Origin of the sequence: Microbacterium sp. CFBP9023 (assembly GCF_034045055.1) — a bacterium.
GTDB lineage: Bacteria > Actinomycetota > Actinomycetes > Actinomycetales > Microbacteriaceae > Microbacterium.
Genome location: NZ_JAXCWI010000001.1, coordinates 452,204 through 471,447, shown reverse-complemented (window position 1 = coordinate 471,447; position 19,244 = coordinate 452,204). Strand labels below are relative to the sequence as shown.

The following is a 19,244-nucleotide window of genomic DNA, read 5'->3' as shown; positions in this document are numbered from 1 at the left end:
CTCTCCCCCATTTTCCGCGCAGTGGCGTGCACATGGAACTGAGTGCATGCTGTCCTGAGACCCGAGCGCAGACCTCTATGGTGTACTCATGCCCGCGATCCGAGACATCACCGTGCCCGGCGGTACTGCACTCGACAACCTCGGTGTGCGCCTTCACGACGGCGTCGGAACCCTCCGCGTCTGGTCGCAGAACGCGTCCTCCATCGAACTCGTCGTCTTCGATGCCACCGACCTCGACTGGGTCATCGACCAGGTCGATCTCGCGCGCCTTCCCGGCGGCATCTGGGAGGTGACGACAGAACTGCTCCAGCCCGGCACCCGGTATGCGATCCGCGTCGGAGGGCCACACGGGCCGGGGAACACGTTCAACCCCGAGACTCTGCTCCTCGACCCCTACGCTCGCGGTCTCGCGCAGGGCGACGGCTACGAGGAGTGGCGCTCCGTGGTGATCGTCGACGGGTTCGACTGGGGAGAGTCCGTCAAGCCACGGATACCGCTCGACCGCACCGTGATCTACGAAGGGCACCTGAAGGGGCTGACCAAGCGTCAGCCCGATGTGCCCCCGGCGCTGCACGGCACATACGCCGGACTCGCGCATCCCGCGATGATCGAGTACTTCCACTCGCTCGGGATCACCTCGATCGAGCTCCTGCCCGTCCAGGCGTTCGTTCCGGAGCCTCGCCTGCTCGAGCGCGGCCTCACGAACTACTGGGGCTACAACACCCTCAACTTCTTCACACCGCACAACGCCTACGCCACTGAGGACGCACGCAAGGGCGGCCCCGAGGCCGTTCTCGCCGAGTTCAAAGGCATGGTGCGACTGCTGCACGAAGCCGGACTCGAAGTCATCCTGGACGTCGTGTACAACCACACGTCGGAAGAGGGCCTCGGTGGACCTCGGTCCAGTCTGCGCGGCATCGACAACGCCAGCTACTACCGACAGGACGCATCAGGCGCGTACATCGACACGACCGGCTGCGGCAACACGCTCGACACCTCGACCGATGCCGGAGCGCGCCTCGTGCTCGACTCGCTGCGCTACTGGGCGCAGGAGATGCAGATCGACGGATTCCGCTTCGATCTCGCGGCCGCGATCGCGCGCGACGGCTCGCACACCTATACGCCCGAGCACCCGCTTCTCACCGCCATCGCGAACGATCCGATCCTCCGCGACACCAAGCTCATCGCCGAGCCGTGGGACGTCGGCATGGGCGGCTGGCAGACCGGCAACTTCCCGAACGGCTGGATGGAGTGGAACGACCGCTACCGCGACCGGGTCAGGAACTTCTGGCTGAGCGACATCGACTATGCGCGTCGTGCGTCCGCTCCGGTCGGCATCGGGGGCTTCGCGACGCGTCTCGCCGGCTCGTCGAACACTTTCGCCGATGTTCGGGGGCCGCTGGCCAGCATCAACTTCGTCACCGCGCACGACGGATTCACCATGCACGACCTCGTGTCGTACGACGTCAAGCACAACGAGGCGAACGGCGAACAGAATCGCGATGGTGCCGACATGAATCGGGCTTTCAATCACGGTATCGAGGGGCCGACCGACGACCCTGCGATCCTCGCTGCCAGGCGAAAGGCGATGCGCAACCTGCTCGGCACCCTGCTGCTGTCAGCCGGGATCCCCATGCTCACGGCCGGCGATGAGGTCGGTCGGACGCAACGCGGAAACAACAATGCCTACGCCCAGGATTCGTCGATGACGTGGCTCGGCTGGGACGCGGAACCGTGGCAGGAGGACCTGCGCGCACACGTCGCTCGACTCATCCAGCTCCGTTCCGAGAATCCCGCCCTGCGTCCCAGCCGGTACGCCCGACTCGGTGAGCACATCCCCAACGCCTCTGTCATGGACTGGTTCGACCAGAACGGCGAGACGATGGAGAGCCAGCAGTGGACGGACCCTGGTAACCGCACTCTGCAGTATGTGGCGGCCTCGACCCCCGATCGCGAATCGGCCAATCGGATCCTCCTCATCGTGCACGGGACGGAGTCGCCCATCGACGTGCGTCTGCCCGACGACCTCGAGGAGGCGACGCGTTTCGTCTCGCTGTGGTCGAGCGCCGACGACCGCCCGCAAGACGGCGGCGAGGTGTTCGCCCCCGGCGACGTCCTGCCCATCCCCGGCACCTCCATGCGACTCTTCCGCGTGGAATGAACGGCGGCGCGCCGGGGCCCTCCGCGAGCTACCCGCTTCACGCCGCGAGCGGTACATTCGGGGGGTGGCCGCACGTATGAGCAGCATCAGTCCGAAGGCTCTCCGAAGCCCCGCGCAGATCCCGTCGCGCCCGCTGGGCGCCGTCTCGGACGGCGACGGACTCGTCGCGACGCGAATTCCTCTGGTGGGCGGCGCACCGTCCGTCCCCGGAGGCTTCGCGCCCAAGGCGTTCGTCGGCGAGGTGGTGCCGTTCAGCGTCGTCGCCTTCCGTGAAGGGCACGACCTGATCGGGGTTCAGCTTCGGTTGACGGCCCCGAACGGCGAGGAGTCCCTGCACCGATTGACGCCCTTGCTCGATGGGAGCGATCGCTGGGCAGCGGAGGTCGCTGTGGACATGCAGGGCCCGTGGGCGTTTCGCTTCGAGGCGTTCTCCGACGACTTCGCGACCTGGGCGCACGCCGCCGAGGTGAAGGTCGCCGCGGGCGTCGATGTGCCGGTCATGGCAGCCCTCGGCGCCGAACTTCTCGCGCGCGCAGCGAAAGAGAAGGATCGCCCTGCGGCTCAGCGCAGACGCATCAGCGAACTCGCCACCGCACTGGCGGGGGGCGATGCAGAGACCACCACCGCGGTCTCGACCGACGCCGAGCTGGGCGGTCTCTTCCATGAGCGGCCTCTCATGACGTTGCGTTCAGCATCTGCCACGCACACTCTGCTCGTGGAGCGGACCGCCGCAGGCGTCGGTGCCTGGTACGAGTTCTTTCCCCGCTCGGAGGGCGCGAAACGCCTGAAGGACGGCACTGTCAAGAGCGGTACGTTCAGGACAGCCGCCAAACGTCTTCCCGCTGTCGCCGCCATGGGCTTCGACGTCATCTACCTGGTGCCGATCCATCCGATCGGAACGACCAACCGCAAGGGACGCAACAACACTCTGACGACGGAGCCAGGCGATCCGGGCTCACCGTATGCCATCGGCTCCGTTGACGGCGGCCACGATGCGATCCACCCGGAACTCGGCAAGCCGGCCGACTTCCGCGCATTCGTCAGGGCGGCGAAGAACGAAGGGCTGGAGGTCGCTCTCGATCTCGCACTGCAGGCCTCTCCGGACCACCCGTGGGTCGATGAGCACCCCGAGTGGTTCACCACTCTCCCGGATGGCACCATCGCCTACGCAGAGAACCCGCCCAAGAAGTACCAGGACATCTACCCGCTGAACTTCGACAACGATCCCGCCGGTATCTACCAGGAGATGCTCCGCATCGTGCAGCACTGGGTTCGCGAAGGCGTGAAGATCTTCCGCGTCGACAACCCGCACACGAAGCCGCTGCAGTTCTGGGAATGGCTCATCGCGACCGTGAACGCCCAGGACCCGGACGTGATCTTCCTGGCCGAGGCGTTCACTCGACCCGCCGTGATGCGTGCGCTCGCGGCCGTGGGGTTCCAACAGAGCTACAGCTATTTCACCTGGCGCAACACCAAGGCGGAGCTCGAGGAGTTCCTCACCAGCGTCTCACACGAGACGAGCGACTACATGCGGCCGAATCTCTTCGTGAACACGCACGACATCCTCACGGAGTACCTGCAGTTCGGCGGCCGCGCCGCCTATCGGATCCGCGCCTGCATCGCCGCCACCGCCGCCCCTGTGTACGGCGTGTACGCCGGGTACGAGCTCTTCGAGAACGTGGCGAGGCCCGGTTCCGAGGAGAACATCGACAACGAGAAGTACGAGTTCAAGTTCCGGGACTGGGAGGGCGCGGAGGCATCGGGTGACTCGCTTGCGCCTCTCCTGCGCCGACTGAACGAGATCCGCCGTGAGCACCCGGCTCTTCGACAGCTCCGGAATCTCTCCGTGCACTGGAGCGACGACGACTCGGTGCTCGTCTACAGCAAGCACCTCGATGCCGCGTTCACCGGCACGGGCCACTCCGATACGATCCTCGTCGTCGCCAACGTCGATCCGCACTCCGTGCGTGAGACCACCGTGCACCTCGACACAACGATCTGGGGCGTACCACCTGGCGAGCCGTTCGAGGTGGAGGACCTCCTGACCGGTGCCGTGTGGACGTGGGCCGATCACAACTACGTGCGCCTCGACGCCTTCGCCGAGCCGGTGCACATTCTGAAGGTGAGGAGACGAGCATGAGCTACGTCGAAGATGCCACTACATCACCGGACTGGGCGGCTGTCGCAGCCGGCGCCCATCACGACCCGCACGCGGTGCTCGGCTCCCACCCGTTCACGGATGCGAGTGACCGGACCGTCACGGTGATCCGCGCTCGCCGACCTCTCGCGTCCTCGGTCGCAGCCGTCTTCGAGGACGGGAGCCGATTGGAGCTCGATCACGTCGCACACGGCATCTGGGAGGCCCAGCACGACGGTGCCCCGGTGGCGTATCGCGTCGCCACCGCGTACGGCGACGACGACGAGACGATCACCGGCGACCCGTACCGGCACCTCCCGACTCTGGGCGACGTCGATCTCCATCTGATCGCCGAAGGGCGGCACGAGCGGCTGTGGCAGGTGCTGGGTGCGCACGCGACGGTCGCAGACGCCGAAGACGGCGTCGCATTCGCCGTCTGGGCCCCGAACGCCACAGCCGTGCGAGTCGTCGGAGATCACAACGGGTGGAACGGCGAAGCGCACGCGATGCGCTCGATGGGCGTGAGTGGCGTCTGGGAGCTGTTCATCCCCGATCTCGCCGTCGGAACGACATACAAGTATCAGATCCGCACCCGCGGCGGCTCCTGGATCTTCAAGGCCGACCCGATGGCGCAGGCCGCGCAAGTGCCGCCCGAGACCGCGTCGGTGGTCACGCGGTCGGACTACGCATGGTCAGACGGCGCGTGGATGACCCGCCGGGCAGCGACTCACGCGGTCGCTCAGCCGCTGTCGGTCTACGAGGTGCACCTCGGCTCCTGGCGCGGAGGCCTGAGCTACCGCGATGCCGCAGAACCGCTGATCGCACACGTCACCGAGGCCGGTTTCACGCACATCGAGTTCATGCCGCTCGCCGAGCATCCGTTCGGCGGCTCCTGGGGCTATCAGGTGAGCGGGTACTACGCGGCGACCAGTCGCTTCGGCAGCCCGGATGACCTGCGATACCTCATCGACCAGCTGCATCAGGCCGGGATCGGCGTGATCATGGACTGGGTGCCCGGGCACTTCCCCAAAGACGCGTTCGCCCTCGCGAGGTTCGACGGACAGCCGCTGTACGAGCACCCCGACCCTCGTCGCGGTGAGCATCAGGACTGGGGAACGCTCATCTTCGACTACGGCCGCCCTGAGGTGCGCGGATTCCTGGTCGCGAACGCACTGTTCTGGCTGAGCGAGTTCCATGTCGACGGCCTGCGAGTGGATGCCGTGGCCTCGATGCTGTACCTCGACTACTCGCGTAACGAAGGCGAGTGGGAGCCGAACATCCACGGGGGTCGGGAGAACCTCGAAGCGATCCGCTTCCTCCAGGAGGTCAACGCAACCGCCTACCGCCTGCACCCCGGCGTGCTGATGATCGCTGAGGAATCGACGAGTTTCCCCGGTGTGACCGCACCCACCGACCACGCGGGTCTCGGCTTCGGGTTCAAGTGGAACATGGGCTGGATGAACGACTCCCTCCAGTACATCGAACGAGACCCGATGTATCGCGCGCACCACGAAGGTGAGATGACGTTCTCGTTCGTCTACGCGTTCGGGGAGAATTATCTGCTGCCGATCAGCCACGATGAGGTCGTGCATGGAAAGGGCAGCCTCGTCTCGAAGATGCCCGGCGACCACTGGCACAAGCTCGCCAATGTCCGCGCATACCTCGGATACATGTGGGGTCACCCCGGAAAGAAGCTCCTCTTCATGGGGCAGGAGTTCGGGCAGCTCGCCGAATGGTCGGAATCCCGCCAGCTCGACTGGTGGCTCCTCGACCAGCCGTCGCACGCGCAGCTGCAGGGTTTCGTCGGACAGCTCAACCGCACCTATCGCGCTCAGGCCCCGCTCTGGGAGCGGGACAACGACGGATCCTCGTTCTCACGCCTCGGCGCCCCGAGCTGGGATCCCAATGTCATCGCCTTCGAACGCCGCGACGCACATGGCGGCCGTCTCGTGGTGATCAGCAACTTCGCCGGCGTCGAGCGCAGCGGTTACAGCCTCGCGCTGCCGATCCCCGGCGTGTGGCAGGAGATCCTCAACACGGACGCCGCAGAATACGGCGGTCGCGGATCCGGCAATCTCGGCATGGTCGTCGCGCACTCGGAGGACGACGGACCGGCCGTGGCGACGATCACGGTTCCCGCACTGTCGACCATCTGGCTGCGCCACGAGAGCGACCCGCACGTGCCCACGATCAGCCGCGGCTGACAGCCTCTGCCGATCAGCGAGACGGCCCCGGCCCGACAGAGCCTGGGCCGTCTCGCTGCACTCTCAGCTCAGAACAGCAGGGAAGACAGTCTGTTGCGCGCGGTGATGACGCGTGGATCTGCGACCCCGATCAGGCCGAACAGCTCGAGAAGACGTTCCCGTACGGGCGTTCGCTCATCCGAGGGCAGCTGGGCGAACAGGTCGAGAAGCCTTCCGAACGCATCTTCGACATGGCCTCCCGCGAGGTCGAGGTCGGCGACATCGAACTGGGCCTGGATGTCCAGGGGTCCGGCTGCGGCCGCGGCCCGAGCATCCTGGAGATCGAGTTTCTGGACGCGGTCGAGCAGACGGACCTGGCCCAGGCCTGCGATCGCATCCTCATCGCGCGGATTCTCCGCGAGAGCCTTCTCGTATGCCACGACCGCCGCGGCGTAGTCGCCGTTCTCGATCGCGGCGAAAGCCTCCGCGTGCAGCGGCGGCATCGGCGGCTCCTCCGGCGTCTGCTCGCCCTCGGGCGCCTCTCCGACGTTCAACGTGCCCGTCACCCCGTTCTGAGCAGCGAGCTGAAGCAGCTGCGCGAAGACCTCTCTGACCTGTTGCTCGGGCACTGCACCGGTGAACATCGGAACCGGCTGACCGGCGATGAGTGCCACGACCATCGGGATCGACTGCGCGCGGAATCCCTGGGCCAGCTGCGGGTTGGCGTCGACATCGACCTTCGCGAGAAGCACCCTGCCGCCGAGTTCACGCGTCACCTTCTCGATGATGGGGCTCAGCTGCTTGCACGGCCCGCACCATTCGGCCCAGAGGTCGACGACCACCGGCACTGTCCGGGAGAGCTCGAGGATCTGACCGAACGACTCGTCGGTCGCATCGACCACGATGTCCACGGCCCCGGGAGCAGGGCTCTGCGCTCCGGCGGCAGCAGCCGCGGGCCGGTTTCGCAGAGAGGAGAGGTCGACGGCTCCACGGAGCGCGGCGGGAGAGATATCGGTCATTTGATCACCTCGACGGAGAGTAGGTCCTGTCGGACCGCCATGAGTCGGATCTGCTCCGTCGAGCCCTGCGCGGGAACGGAGAAGAACAGCTGGAATTCGTACTTGGTCGTGAAGCCCTTCGCGGACTCCGTGACACCCGTCAGCGCCTTCGCCTGCGGATTCGCGTCTTCCAGTCGGATGACGGCGTCCGGTGACGTCGGGGTGACCGATTCGGTGTCGATGAGCGAGACGGCAACGATCGCACCACTGTCCAGCGTGGTCATCGAGACCGGCTCGGAATCGGCCGGGAGGATGTCGAAGGCGGTCTGAGAAGTCTCCGCCGCTCCGTTGTCCGCCAGCGTCTGCACGACCGCCTGCCGGCTGTCGCGAATCGACTGGGCGAGGTTCTGCGAGATTTCGTCGAACATGCCGTACGAAGGGCTGGCCTCGCCCGCGTCGACGACGTCGGCGAAGGTCTCCGCAAGCTCTCCCGGCGGGATGCTGAGGAATGCGGAATCGTCGGGAACGAGCGAGGTGCCGAGCCACGACGCAGCCACGTCGGGGAAGACGGCATCCGCAGACATCTCGGCCATGTTCGTGACCTTGTAGTTCGACCACGGATCCTGCTGCGTCATGGTCAGGATGACGGGGGGAACGGTGTCGTCGTCAGCGCTCTTCGAGAGCAGGAGCACCGTGCGCGGCCACCGGTCGGTGGCTTCGGGAAGCACGACCTCGACGTCATCGGTCGGGAGTGCGGCGGGCGGTGCGGTCTCCGGAAGAGCTGTCCGAAGCGCGTACTCGGTGGTGCGAGCCGTGAGCGCCGGGCCGTCCAGACGAGTGCCGGCCAGAGCGATGTCCATCGACGCGTCCGCGTCGGACAGGGTCGTCGACACTTCCTGCAGGATCCGCTTCGCCTGAGCCTCCGTCACTGCCGGGGGCTTCTGATTGTCCGGGGCGATCACCGTCGCGCTGGGAGACGGCGAGGGCGTTCCCTCTCCGAGCTGCGGCCATGAGTCAGGCGAGCAGCCGCTCGCGAGCAACGCAGTCACGGCGAGGGCGGGGACCGCGAGCAGGCGCCGTCGACGGTTCACAGGTCGCGCACGCATCTCCGTCTTCCGATCGGGGTCTGGGTTCTTCGGACCGGCGGCGTCGACTGCCCCCGGGTCACCGGCGGCTGCCGCGTCGGAGTCTGCGCCGGTCCGACCGGGCTCATCCCCGGCAGCGGTGGTCGAGGTGTCGTCGATCGCCGCGCGTTCCGATGGCGGCAGCTGAGCCACGTCGATCGGCTCGGTGGCCGGAAGGGGGCCGGGGCCCTTGCGCCGCGGTCCTCGCCCGCGACGCTGGTGCCGGATCGCGAGGACGTAGAGCACGAGTCCGACGAGAAGCATCGCCGCGCCCGCCGCCATGAGCGGTCCGGCGAGAGGGGTGGACGTGTCCAGCGGCCAGGACACCACGATGTCGTCCGGTGCGTCGGCGGTGCCGTCGTACGCGATGATCAGACTCACGCCCTCGGGCAGCTGCATGTTGTCTGCGATGAGTGTGTCGGTCTCGGTGAAGGAGTCCAGCCAGAGGTCGGAGCCGGCGGGGTTGCGGCCCGGCTCTGCGGCTGCATCGCCCTCGGCGGGCGTCTCCGCCGGTGCCGGGGTCTCGGCCGCGGCCGGTGTCTCGGCAGGGGCGGGGGTTTCGGAGGCCCCATCACCTTCCGGTGCTGATCCGGCGGGGACCAGCTCGACTTCCAGGTCACCATCGTCGCCGACCGTCACGCGGTTGTACGACGAGTCGGCAAGCCACGCTTCCATGTCGGCGGTGCGGCCATAGGCGGCGAAGATCTCGCCCTCTCCGCGCACCAGCAAGGTCTGAGATCCCGGGTGCTCACGAAGGACGTCGCCGTCCATCAGCACAAACGGGGCGGGTTCCTCTGCAGCGACTGAGACTTCCTGAGTCGACGGACCCATGAAGATGGTTCGCTGCGCGATGCCCGCAGCGATCAGTCCCGCAGCCAGCACGAAGGCCACGACGGCCCATACGAAACGCACGAATAGTCTCCTCACACGGCCCGGACGCACGCCCGAGTCGCAACACTCGACATTTCAGACTAGCGAAATCACCTGTGTGTTGCCCACGAGGGGCATGCGGCACCACGTGCGGCACGTCGTCCCGGCCGGTCGTGGTGCGGTGGATACGCTTGCAGAGTCCCCCATTCCGAGGAGCAACGATGAAGATCCACAACCCGTTCCGCACCGCCCTCGTGGCGACGCTCGGCGTGGGACTGGGAATCCTGCTGATCGGAAGCGTGGAGAGCCTGTCGACCGTGCTGCTCTACGTCGGTACGGCTCTCTTCCTCAGTCTCGGCCTGGATCCGCTCGTCTCCTTCCTCGAGCGCAGGCGTCTCCCCCGCTGGCTCGCCGTGCTCATCACGATCCTCGCGGTGCTCGGGATCTTCGCCGGGATCATCCTGATCGTCATCCCCGTGCTGGTCGACCAGATCTCGCAGCTCATCGCCGAGATCACGGCCATCGTCCAACGCGGGACATTTCTCCTCGACCTGCGCCAGTGGATGGTCGACACGTTCCCCAATCTCAAGGTGGATGACGTCTTCGCCTATGTGACCGACTGGCTGGAGACGAACCTCGCCCAGATCGGGGGGTCCATCGGGCAGGGCGTGCTCGCCGCCGGCGGGGCACTGCTGAGCGGACTGTTCGGCGCGTTCATCATCCTCATCCTGACGATCTATCTGACCGCCTCGACACCGTCGCTCAAGCGCGCCGTCTACCAGCTCGCTCCTGCATCCAAGCGCGAGCGCTTCATCGACCTGGCCGAGCAGATCACCGATTCGGTCGGCTACTACGTCATGGGCCAGGTCTCCCAGGGCGTCATCAACGGCATCCTGAGCATGATCTTCCTCACGATCATCGATGCGCCGTTCCCGGCCGTGCTCGCCGTCGTCGCCTTCTTCTTCTCACTGATTCCACTCGTCGGCACCCTCACGGGGTCGACCATCATCGTGCTCGTGTGCCTGATCCCCGGCCTGGGATCACCGGCGACAGCGATCGCCGCCGCCATCTACTACCTCATCTACATGCAGATCGAGGCGTACGTGATCTCGCCGCGCATCATGAGCCGGGCCGTGTCCGTACCCGGAGCGGTCGTCGTCGTCGCGGCGTTGGCGGGCGGAAGCCTCCTGGGGCTGCTCGGCGCGCTGATCGCGATTCCGGTGGCAGCCAGCATCCTGATCCTCTACCGGCAGGTGCTGATCCCTCGCATGAACGAGCTCTAGTCGGCGGGCCACTCCGTCGGCAGCGGAAGAGCTGCCGGGTTCACGGCAGCGACGATCTCGGTGAGGACTCTCCGAGTCTGGCTCTCCCCCACCCAGAGGTGCTTGCCACCCTCGACGGCGATCAGCTTCGCATGCGGAATCGCGGAGAAGCGCTCGCGTGCTTCGGCCGGGCGGAGGTAGTCGTCGAGCTCGGGTACCAGCACCACGACGTCAGCATCGGAGTCGGCCCACTCCGCCACCTCGGCGTCTGTGGCGCGGTGAAGTGGCGGGGACAGGAGGATGATCCCCTCGACATCGTGTTCCCGACCGTACTTCAGCGCGAGTTCGGTGCCGAACGACCAGCCGAGCAGCCATGGGCGCGGAAGACCGCGCTCGCGCACGAAGCCCATCGCCGCCGCGACGTCGAACTGCTCCGCCTCTCCCCCATCGAACGCGCCATCGCTGGTGCCACGCGGAGAGGTGGTCCCTCTCGTGTTGAAGCGCAGCACAGCGAGGTCCGCCAGCGCAGGCAGACGGGCGGCAGCCTTGCGGATGATGTGCGAGTCCATGAACCCGCCGGCCGTCGGGAGAGGATGCAGCGTGACGAGCGTGGCCACGGGCGCCGACGACTCGGGAACCGCCAGCTCCCCGACCAGTGTCAGCTCGTCTGCGGTCTCCAGTGCGATGTCTTCGCGCCGCGCAGGCAGCTCGATCGGTCCACGGATCTCCATGCTCACGCAATCCTCCAACAGTGTGTGTGCCAATGCCTGCGTGCCGCGAGGTCTGCGGCGTCACCGAGCACCCCGTCTGCGCGCCAGATCACGAGGTGAGCGGTCCCGGGAACAACCGATCGCCCGCACCCAGGACAGATGTACTCCTTCAGCGCCTGAGCTGCCGACACCGGCTGGACGGTCCACTCGGAACCACGACGGACTTCCGTGCGCTTCCAGGACGAGAGGAGTCGATCGAGCGAATCGTCGGTGTCAGGGCGCGCCGGACGGCGTCTGCGAGAGCGGGCCATGAGGCCGACTCACCACCAGTGGTTGTTCGTCCAGAAGGCGTGGGCGCCCGCCCAGCTTCCGTATCGACCCGTGGCGTATCCGGTTGCCCAGCGCAGGTTGTCCACCGGGTCGTAGCCGTTGCCGGGAACCTTGCTGCATGGCAGAGCCTGGACGAGCCCACACGCTCCAGAGGACTTGTTCGTCGCGTTCGGGTTCCAGCCGCTCTCGCGGGAGACGATGTAGTCGACGAAGCCCCAGTCGGACTCCGCGATGCCCGCTGCGGCCATCCACTCCGCAGGGGCTCCCCCGCCGGTGTAATACAGAGGAGCGCTGGGACCGGGTTTCGATGACCCGGATGACCCGGACGACGCGGTCGTCGGGGTCGGGGTGGGAGTCGGCTTGGGCGTCACGTAGACCGAGAACGATCCACGCTGAACCGGTGCGATAGCGGCACCCTCTGCGGTCACCGTGAGATTCTGCGTCTCCGTGAGCGCCGCTGAGTACGCCGACTCGGGGCCTTCCGTCTCAGGCTGCTGAGCCAGCGCGACGCCGGTCGGGGCGACCATCGCGGCCGCGAAACCCACGACCGCGAGGGCGCTGACGAAACCGACGACGCCCCGTCGGCGGCTACCGCTGCGCGCCGAAAGCGCCGCCGACGCAGGCACCGGCGTGACGTCATTGCGATGAGGTGTGATGTCGTTTCGGGAGTTCACGATGAGTGGCAGTCTACCCGGTGAGGCGTGAGTCGGCCATCAGAACGCTCAGCGAACCGCCAGGATCACATCGACGGTAGCGTCGAGAAGGGCATCCACCTGCTCTTCCCGGTACCCGCCGCGCTGCATGCGGAACGCCGCCGAACGCAGCTGCTCGGCCGTCAGCGGTTCGCCGTCTCGCAGATAGCGGGCGATGCGGGTGCCCACATGGTCGACCTCGTCGATGCGATACCCGAAGGTGAGGACGCCCGTGCGCGCGAAACGCTGACGCTTCGGACGCGCGAGGTGGTCGAGGATGATCTGGGCATCGTCTCGTGCCTGCTCGACCCATGCCCCCGCGCCCTGCGACCGGACGGCCCGGTCACGCGCGCGAGCCGCCAGCGCGTCCTCGACTCTCCCGAGCGCCGCATCGACCTCTGCCACGACATAGCCGTTCTTCACGAGCGGGAAGGACGCCACGCGTACGTCAGCTGCGCCGAGATCGTCCGCGTCGCCTTCGAATGCAGCCCGAGCGGCTGCCAGGAACGTGTCGACCGCTGCGCGGTGATAGCCGCGCACGCGACCGGTCGTCACAGAGAACGCGGCCGGAGGCTGAACCGAACCGTCCGATGTTCGCACGTCGTCGGAGACCATCACAGCACCACCCAGGAGGAGAAGAGGAAATACAGGCACAGCGCGGGCACCGTCGACGGAAGGATGCTGTCGAGTCGATCGAGGAGCCCGCCGTGACCGGGCAGCCAGGAGCTCATGTCCTTGATTCCGAGATCACGCTTGAGCATGGACTCGCCGAGGTCGCCGAGGGTCGCGGACAGCAGGATGGCGACGCCGAAGATCACGCCGATCCACCACGGCAGGTGCAACAGGAAGATCGCGAGGAGGACACCCGCCGTGATGGAACCCACCACGGCTCCACCGAACCCTTCCCACGTCTTCTTGGGACTGATTCGCGGGGCCATCGGATGCCGGCCGAAGGCCAGCCCGGCGGCATACGCGCCGGTGTCCGCCACGACGGCGATGGCGATGAAGCTCAGCACCCACCACTGGCCACCCTCCTGCTTGAGCAGGATCAGGGCGACCGCCGCGAGGAACGGCACGTAGATCTGAACGAAGCCTCCGATGACGGCATCCGTCAGCACGTCGCCGTAGGTTCTCCCGTCCTTGGCGACCATCTGGGCGACCAACCGCCACACGATCACGAATGCGACGGCGAAGAACAGCATCACCCAGACGAACCACAGGTCGAGGAAGAACGCGGACAGCACGAGCAGCGTCGCCGCTACGAACTGAGCGATCACGTCGATCCGCCGCCCGGACGCGCGCAGTGCCAGCGAGAGCTCGTACACCCCGAGCAGCGCCGCTGCCAACGCGAACGGCACGAAGAGGACCTTGATGAACAGCAGCGAGGCGAGCAGGGCGGCGCCGAACGCCAGCCCGATCAGCGTCGCGAGGATGAGGTCACGCCCTGTGCGCTCTTTGATGCGCTCGTTCGCCTGGTCGAGCTGCCCGCGAGCATTCGTGACGTGGGTCCCGAACTCGTCGCGTGCGGCACGCCACTGCTCTCTGATCGCGTTGTGATCAGCTGTGTCCAACGGGGGCTCCGTCATCGCGCGCTCCTCGGCGGGGAGAGGTGGACGTGGCGGGATGCTCGTCGCGTCGAACGCCGGGAAGGCGCCGTCGACCAGCGGGATGGCGCCGGTCGAGGTCGACGAGTCGCGCGCCTCCCGGCGCGTCTGCGGCTTGTCGGTGCCGTCATCGGTGCGTTCGTCGGACATGCCGCCTACACCTCGAGGAGCTCAGCCTCTTTGCGCTTGAGTGCGTCGTCGATGAGGTCGACGTGCTGGCGCGTGAGGGCGTCGAGTTCCTTCTCTCCGCGAGAGATCTCGTCTTCTCCGAGCTCGCTCTTGAGACCGTCGAGTTCGTCCTTGGCCTTGCGACGGATGCCGCGCACGTGCACCTTGGCGTCCTCGGCCTTGGTCTTGACGAGCTTGACGTACTCCTTGCGGCGCTCAGCCGTGAGCTCGGGCATCGTCACGCGGACGAGGTTGCCGTCGTTCGTGGGGTTCGCGCCGAGGTTCGGCATGTCCCGGATCGCCTGCTCGATCCCCTTCAGAGCACTCTTGTCGTAGGGAGTGATGATGAGGGTGCGCGCCTCCTGGTTCGCCAGAGAGGCGAGCTGGGCGAGCGGCGTCGGCGTTCCGTAGTAGTCGACGAGCACCTTCTGGAAGAGCTGCGGGTTGGCGCGACCCGTGCGCACCGTGGAGAAGTCCTCCTTGGCGGCCTCGACCGCTCGTGCCATACGGGAGGTGGTTTCAGCGAGGACATCCGCGATCACGGTGACTCCTATCGTCGGGGTGTTCTGAAATTCTATCTGGCGCGGCGCGTGAGCACCGTCAGGGACTCAGGCGGTGACGAGAGTGCCGATCGGCTCTCCGAGGAGCGCACGCGTGACATTGCCCGCCGGCTCCATGCCGAACACCCTCATGTCCATGTTGTTGTCCATGCAGAGGCTGAACGCGGTCGAGTCGACCACCTTGAGGCCGCGCTGAAGGGCATCGCGGTAGGTCACGCGCTCGATGCGCTCGGCGTCGGCGTGCTTGTTGGGGTCCGCGGTGTAGATGGCGTCGACGCCGTTCTTGGCCACGAGCACCTCCTGCGCCCCGATCTCCAGCGCGCGCTGCGCGGCGACCGTGTCGGTGGAGAAGTACGGGAGGCCCGCTCCGGCGCCGAAGATGACGACGCGGCCCTTCTCCATGTGCCGCTCGGCCCGCAACGGGATGTACGGCTCGGCGACCTGCGTCATCGAGATCGCGGACTGCACGCGGGTCGGCGCTCCGGCCTGCTCGAGGAAGTCCTGCAGCGCGAGGGCGTTCATCACCGTGCCGAGCATGCCCATGTAGTCGGCTCGCCCCCGGTCCATTCCGCGCTGGCTGAGTTCCGCTCCGCGGAAGAAGTTGCCGCCGCCGACGACGATCGCGATCTCTACGCGGTCGACGGCCGCGGCGATGTCACGGGCGATCTGGCTGACGACGTCGGGGTTGACGCCGAGCTGTCCGGCGCCGAACGCCTCACCGGAGAGCTTCAGGAGAACGCGACGGCGTCCGTTGCCTTCGGTCATGGGGGTGTTCCTCTCGTCCCGATTCAAGATAGTGCCTTCTGGGCATGAAGAAGGGGTTCGGATCATGTGATCCGAACCCCTTCGACGGTGTTACGCGCCGACCTTGAAGCGCGCGAAGTCCGTCACGGTGATACCGGCGTCCTTCGCCACCTGGGCGACGGAGAGCTTGTTGTCCTTCGCGTAGTCCTGCTCGAGCAGTGCGACCTGCTTGATGAACGCGGAGACACGGCCCTCGACGATCTTGGGCAGAGCCGCTTCCGGCTTGCCCTCGTTGCGGGAGATCTCGGTGACGATCTCGCGCTCCTTCTCCACGGCGTCAGCCGGGACGTCCTCGCGGGACAGGTACGACGGGTTCGCGAACGAGATGTGCTGCGCGATGCTGCGAGCGGTCTCGGCGTTGTCACCCGTGTAGGCGACGACGACGCCGATCTGCGGCGGGAGGTCCTTGCTCGTGCGGTGCAGGTAGACCTCGACGTTGTCGCCGGTGATCGTGCGAACGCGACGAAGTTCGACCTTCTCGCCGATGATCGCAGCCTCTTCCGAGATGACCTGCTCGACGCTCTTGTCGCCTGCCTGGGCGGCGAGTCCGGCCTCGACCGAGTCGGCCTTGACGGCCGCGACAGCGTCGGCGACCTTGTCGGCCAGTGCGATGAAGCGCTCGTTCTTCGCGACGAAGTCCGTCTCGCAGGCGAGCTCGATCAGCGTCACTGCGCCGTCCTGCTCGCGAGCGACGATGAGGCCCTCGCTGGTCGAACGGTCGGCACGCTTCGCGTTGCCCTTGGCACCCTTGAGACGCAGGATCTCGGTGGCCTTCTCGACGTCTCCGTCGGCCTCCTCGAGCGCCTTCTTGGTGTCGACCATTCCCGTTCCGAGCTGCTCACGCAGCGCCTTGAGGTCGGCGATGGTGAAGTTGGCCATGTGTGGTGGCTCCTTGCTTCGTGATGTGTGTGGTGGTCGCGGAATTACTTGGCGTCTGCTGCCTCGGCGGCGGCGACCTCAGCGGTCTCCTCGCCGGAAGCGGCAGCGATGGCCTCGTCGTGCGCCTCGGCGCCGGCCTCGTCAGCAGCGGTCTCGTCGGCAGCGGGGGTCTCGACGGTGGCAGCTTCGTCAGCTGCGGCGTCATCGACCTCTGCGGCGTCAGCCGACTCCTGGACGGGAGCCTCGAGGAGCTCCTTCTCCCAGTCGGCGAGCGGCTCAGCGTCACCCGTCTCGGGGTTGTGCTTCTGCTGCAGGCCCTCTGCCGCTGCATCCGCGATGATGCGGGTGAGCAGCGAGACGGAGCGGATGGCGTCGTCGTTGCCGGGGATCGGGTACTGGAAGTCGTCCGGGTCGGCGTTGGTGTCGAGAATGCCGATCACCGGGATGCCGAGCTTCTTGGCCTCGTCGATGGCGAGGTGCTCGCGCTTGGCGTCGACGACCCAGAGAGCGGACGGCGTCTTGGTGAGGTTGCGGATACCACCGAGCGACTTGTGCAGCTTGTCGAGCTCGCGCTTCTTGAGAAGGAGTTCCTTCTTGGTGAAGCCCGAGGCAGCCGGGTTCTCGTAGTCGAGCTCCTCGAGCTCCTTCATGCGAGCGAGACGCTTCGCGATGGTCTGGAAGTTGGTGAGGAGTCCACCGAGCCAGCGCTGGTTGACGTAGGGCTGGCCGACGCGCGTGGCCTGCTCCGCGAGGATCTCCTGCGCCTGCTTCTTCGTGCCGACGAAGAGGATCGTGCCGCCGTGCGCGACGGTCTCCTTGACGAAGTCGTAGGCCTTGTCGATGTAGCCGAGCGACTGCTGGAGGTCGATGATGTGGATGCCGCTGCGCTCCGTGAGGATGAAGCGCTTGACCTTCGGGTTCCACCGACGGGTCTGGTGTCCGAAGTGCACGCCGCTGTCGAGCAGCTGGCGGATGGTGACCACAGCCATGGTCGTCTCCTTGTTCCGGCGCGATTCTGCGCCCTTGAGGTTGTCGAGTCGATCGGACGACCGAACTCCCTGGTGCCCGGCGCACACCCGCCTGAGTGGAATCAGGACCAGTGGGAGTGGATGCCACGACCGAAGTCGCTCTGGGCACGCGTAGTCACCCCGAGATCGAGGTGCTCCAACAGCATACAGGATGCGGCGGCCTCACTCCTCCTGCACGATGCACCGAAGCCATGTTTTCCCCACATGGATCGCGGGGGTTGCGATGACGCGTCCCTCCGCCGGCGGGAGCGACGGACCATTGCCTCATGAACTCCCGCGCACGCGCGACCATCGCCTTTCTTCTGCTGGTCGCCCTGATTCTTGTCGCTCCGATCCCGACGCGTGCGCACGCGTCATCCGCGCAAGGTGAGAGGTATCCCGTCTGGCTCTGGCCGACCGATGAGCGCCGCGCGATCGCGTCGCCGTATCGCGCTCCCGCGCACGAGTACGGTGCCGGCCATCGAGGGATGGACCTCGCGACGACGCCGGGGGCTGTGATCCGCGCTCCCGCCGACGGGACGATCGCATTCCGCGGAACCGTCGTCGACAGGCCTCTGATCACGATCGAGCACCCCGGTGGCTACGTGTCGACGTTCGAGCCGTTGTCCTCCGAGCTCTCGCCGGGAGACGCGATCTCATCGGGGCAGGTGATCGGCACCGTGGCTGCCGGTGGCCACGCGGCGCCCGGCACTCTGCACCTCGGTGTGCGAATGGATGGCGCGTACATCAACCCGTTGCTCCTCTTCGGCACCGTACCCAGGGCGGTACTGCTCCCCTGCTGCGCGACCCCGTGAATCGGCGACCGGGTGTTCAGGCGCGCGGGTGTGCGAGGCGATACGTCGCGGTCAGCCGTTCGGCGGACACGTGGGTGTAGATCTGGGTCGTACCGAGACTGGCATGGCCGAGGATCTCCTGCACCGCTCGCAAGTCCGCGCCGCCGTCCAGGAGGTGGGTCGCGGCAGTGTGTCTCAGCGCATGCGGGCCGACCGTGTCCGCCCCGATGAACGGTGCGAGCACGTCGGCGACGAGCGAATAGACCGCGCGCGGTCCGATCCGCGCGCCTCGACTGCCGAGTAGCAGAGCCGGCGACGGTCGGGCAGCTCGTGCGGCGAGTGAGGGGCGCCCTCGAGACAGGTAGGCACCGGTGGCATCACGTGCAGGAGCACCGTAGGGCACCACCCTCTCTTTCGCGCCTTTTCCCAACACGCGCGCCGTGCCCCGGTCGAGGTCCAGATCGTCGACATCGAGTCCGCACAGCTCGGAGACTCGGATCCCTGCCCCGTACAGCAGCTCGAGAATCGCATGGTCGCGGAGCGCGATCGGATCACCGGCGGCGGCGGCGTGCCGTTGCGCCTCGAGAAGAGTCGTCATCGCGTCCTGAGAGGCGATGACGGGCAGCGTCCGCCCCCGCTTCGGGGCTACCAGCCGGAGACTCGGATCGTGTGCGACGAGCTGCTGCTCCTGCGCCCAGCTGAAGAACGACCGCGCCGCCGCGGCGCGCCGCGCGAGTGTTGACCGCGCGTCCCCCCGTTGAGTCGCGCGCCACAGCCAGTCGCGCAGTGTCTCGAGTGTGACGTCTTCGAGCTCGCGATCGCCGACGGTCTCCGCGAGATCACGGAGATCAGATCGGTAGGCCCGCACAGTCGCTGAAGACAGCCGACGCACTCGGGAGAGATGCTCGGTGAAGGCGTGTGCTGCTGCCTGGAACTGCATGGATCAAGTGTGCAGGAGCGC

17 protein-coding genes are annotated in these 19,244 nt (G+C 66.8%); 5 read left to right on the top strand and 12 right to left on the bottom strand.

Going from position 1 to position 19,244, the window contains the following annotated elements:
- Positions 1-88: 88 nt before the first annotated feature.
- The 3 genes from glgX to glgB all read left to right on the top strand — a co-directional run bounded on the left by glgX (position 89) and on the right by glgB (position 6,502).
- Complete coding sequence (glgX, locus tag SOM10_RS02260; protein WP_053096005.1) at positions 89-2,161, top strand: glycogen debranching protein GlgX; 2,073 nt, start codon at positions 89-91, stop codon at positions 2,159-2,161.
- Positions 2,162-2,237: 76 nt separating this feature from the next.
- On the top strand, positions 2,238-4,301 hold the full coding sequence (locus tag SOM10_RS02255; protein WP_320489737.1) for an alpha-1,4-glucan--maltose-1-phosphate maltosyltransferase: 2,064 nt from the start codon (positions 2,238-2,240) through the stop codon (positions 4,299-4,301).
- Entirely contained in the window at positions 4,298-6,502 is a 2,205-nt protein-coding gene (gene glgB, locus SOM10_RS02250) for a 1,4-alpha-glucan branching protein GlgB (protein WP_320488203.1), read from the top strand. Before SOM10_RS02255 ends, glgB begins: the two co-directional genes overlap by 4 nt.
- Before the next feature lie 68 nt (positions 6,503-6,570).
- On the opposite strand, the gene SOM10_RS02245 is transcribed toward glgB, so the two are convergent.
- Both SOM10_RS02245 and SOM10_RS02240 read right to left on the bottom strand, forming a co-directional pair.
- The gene (locus SOM10_RS02245) at positions 6,571-7,500 is read right to left on the bottom strand and encodes a tetratricopeptide repeat protein (RefSeq protein WP_072591237.1); all 930 of its coding nucleotides are present in this window, start codon (positions 7,498-7,500) and stop codon (positions 6,571-6,573) included.
- Positions 7,497-9,515, bottom strand: a complete 2,019-nt coding sequence (locus SOM10_RS02240) for a glycosyl transferase (RefSeq protein WP_187249581.1) — start codon at positions 9,513-9,515, stop codon at positions 7,497-7,499. The genes SOM10_RS02245 and SOM10_RS02240 overlap by 4 nt, the downstream gene beginning before the upstream one ends.
- Positions 9,516-9,694: 179 nt before the next feature.
- Between SOM10_RS02240 and SOM10_RS02235 the strand changes: the two genes are divergently transcribed.
- On the top strand, positions 9,695-10,756 hold the full coding sequence (locus SOM10_RS02235) for an AI-2E family transporter (protein ID WP_053096001.1): 1,062 nt from the start codon (positions 9,695-9,697) through the stop codon (positions 10,754-10,756).
- Here SOM10_RS02235 and SOM10_RS02230 read toward each other — a convergent pair.
- The 9 genes from SOM10_RS02230 to rpsB form a co-directional block, all read right to left on the bottom strand.
- Positions 10,753-11,466: an alpha/beta hydrolase gene (locus tag SOM10_RS02230; RefSeq protein ID WP_295101719.1), complete on the bottom strand. Its 714-nt coding sequence runs from the start codon at positions 11,464-11,466 to the stop codon at positions 10,753-10,755. The genes SOM10_RS02235 and SOM10_RS02230 overlap by 4 nt on opposite strands.
- 2 nt (positions 11,467-11,468) lie before the next feature.
- The gene (locus tag SOM10_RS02225) at positions 11,469-11,756 is read right to left on the bottom strand and encodes a hypothetical protein (RefSeq protein WP_320488202.1); all 288 of its coding nucleotides are present in this window, start codon (positions 11,754-11,756) and stop codon (positions 11,469-11,471) included.
- A gap of 9 nt (positions 11,757-11,765) precedes the next feature.
- Entirely contained in the window at positions 11,766-12,449 is a 684-nt protein-coding gene (locus SOM10_RS02220; RefSeq protein ID WP_320488201.1) for a transglycosylase SLT domain-containing protein, read from the bottom strand.
- 48 nt (positions 12,450-12,497) lie between these two features.
- Positions 12,498-13,082 carry a DivIVA domain-containing protein gene (locus SOM10_RS02215; RefSeq protein ID WP_072591233.1) on the bottom strand — a complete coding sequence of 195 codons (585 nt, stop codon included), beginning with the start codon at positions 13,080-13,082 and terminating at the stop codon, positions 12,498-12,500.
- The gene (locus SOM10_RS02210) at positions 13,082-14,221 is read right to left on the bottom strand and encodes a phosphatidate cytidylyltransferase (RefSeq protein ID WP_320488199.1); all 1,140 of its coding nucleotides are present in this window, start codon (positions 14,219-14,221) and stop codon (positions 13,082-13,084) included. Before SOM10_RS02210 ends, SOM10_RS02215 begins: the two co-directional genes overlap by 1 nt.
- Positions 14,222-14,226: 5 nt before the next feature.
- Complete coding sequence (frr, locus tag SOM10_RS02205; protein ID WP_053095997.1) at positions 14,227-14,781, bottom strand: ribosome recycling factor; 555 nt, start codon at positions 14,779-14,781, stop codon at positions 14,227-14,229.
- A gap of 66 nt (positions 14,782-14,847) precedes the next feature.
- Positions 14,848-15,564: a UMP kinase gene (gene pyrH / locus SOM10_RS02200; RefSeq protein ID WP_056278675.1), complete on the bottom strand. Its 717-nt coding sequence runs from the start codon at positions 15,562-15,564 to the stop codon at positions 14,848-14,850.
- Between the two features lie 90 nt (positions 15,565-15,654).
- A complete protein-coding gene (gene tsf, locus SOM10_RS02195) occupies positions 15,655-16,482 on the bottom strand; it encodes a translation elongation factor Ts (protein ID WP_053095995.1) in 828 nt (275 codons plus the stop codon).
- A gap of 44 nt (positions 16,483-16,526) precedes the next feature.
- Positions 16,527-17,471: a 30S ribosomal protein S2 gene (gene rpsB, locus SOM10_RS02190; RefSeq protein ID WP_053095994.1), complete on the bottom strand. Its 945-nt coding sequence runs from the start codon at positions 17,469-17,471 to the stop codon at positions 16,527-16,529.
- A gap of 305 nt (positions 17,472-17,776) precedes the next feature.
- Here rpsB and SOM10_RS02185 point away from each other — a divergent pair, with 305 nt between their 5' ends.
- A complete protein-coding gene (locus SOM10_RS02185; protein WP_320488198.1) occupies positions 17,777-18,304 on the top strand; it encodes a M23 family metallopeptidase in 528 nt (175 codons plus the stop codon).
- A 16-nt stretch (positions 18,305-18,320) separates the two neighbouring features.
- Here the strand turns inward: SOM10_RS02185 and SOM10_RS02180 are convergent, their stop codons facing one another.
- A complete protein-coding gene (locus tag SOM10_RS02180) occupies positions 18,321-19,223 on the bottom strand; it encodes a tyrosine-type recombinase/integrase (RefSeq protein WP_053095992.1) in 903 nt (300 codons plus the stop codon).
- Positions 19,224-19,244 lie beyond the last annotated feature (21 nt).

Coding starts and splice junctions, on each gene's coding strand:
- SOM10_RS02210 (WP_320488199.1), bottom strand. CDS start 14,221: ATGTCCGACGAACGCACCGATGACGGCACCGACAAGCCGCAGACGCGC.
- glgX (WP_053096005.1), top strand. CDS start 89: ATGCCCGCGATCCGAGACATCACCGTGCCCGGCGGTACTGCACTCGAC.
- SOM10_RS02215 (WP_072591233.1), bottom strand. CDS start 13,082: ATGGTCTCCGACGACGTGCGAACATCGGACGGTTCGGTTCAGCCTCCG.
- SOM10_RS02225 (WP_320488202.1), bottom strand. CDS start 11,756: ATGGCCCGCTCTCGCAGACGCCGTCCGGCGCGCCCTGACACCGACGAT.
- pyrH (WP_056278675.1), bottom strand. CDS start 15,564: ATGACCGAAGGCAACGGACGCCGTCGCGTTCTCCTGAAGCTCTCCGGT.
- glgB (WP_320488203.1), top strand. CDS start 4,298: ATGAGCTACGTCGAAGATGCCACTACATCACCGGACTGGGCGGCTGTC.
- SOM10_RS02185 (WP_320488198.1), top strand. CDS start 17,777: ATGAACTCCCGCGCACGCGCGACCATCGCCTTTCTTCTGCTGGTCGCC.
- SOM10_RS02255 (WP_320489737.1), top strand. CDS start 2,238: ATGAGCAGCATCAGTCCGAAGGCTCTCCGAAGCCCCGCGCAGATCCCG.
- SOM10_RS02245 (WP_072591237.1), bottom strand. CDS start 7,500: ATGACCGATATCTCTCCCGCCGCGCTCCGTGGAGCCGTCGACCTCTCC.
- rpsB (WP_053095994.1), bottom strand. CDS start 17,471: ATGGCTGTGGTCACCATCCGCCAGCTGCTCGACAGCGGCGTGCACTTC.
- SOM10_RS02235 (WP_053096001.1), top strand. CDS start 9,695: ATGAAGATCCACAACCCGTTCCGCACCGCCCTCGTGGCGACGCTCGGC.
- tsf (WP_053095995.1), bottom strand. CDS start 16,482: ATGGCCAACTTCACCATCGCCGACCTCAAGGCGCTGCGTGAGCAGCTC.
- SOM10_RS02230 (WP_295101719.1), bottom strand. CDS start 11,466: ATGGAGATCCGTGGACCGATCGAGCTGCCTGCGCGGCGCGAAGACATC.
- SOM10_RS02180 (WP_053095992.1), bottom strand. CDS start 19,223: ATGCAGTTCCAGGCAGCAGCACACGCCTTCACCGAGCATCTCTCCCGA.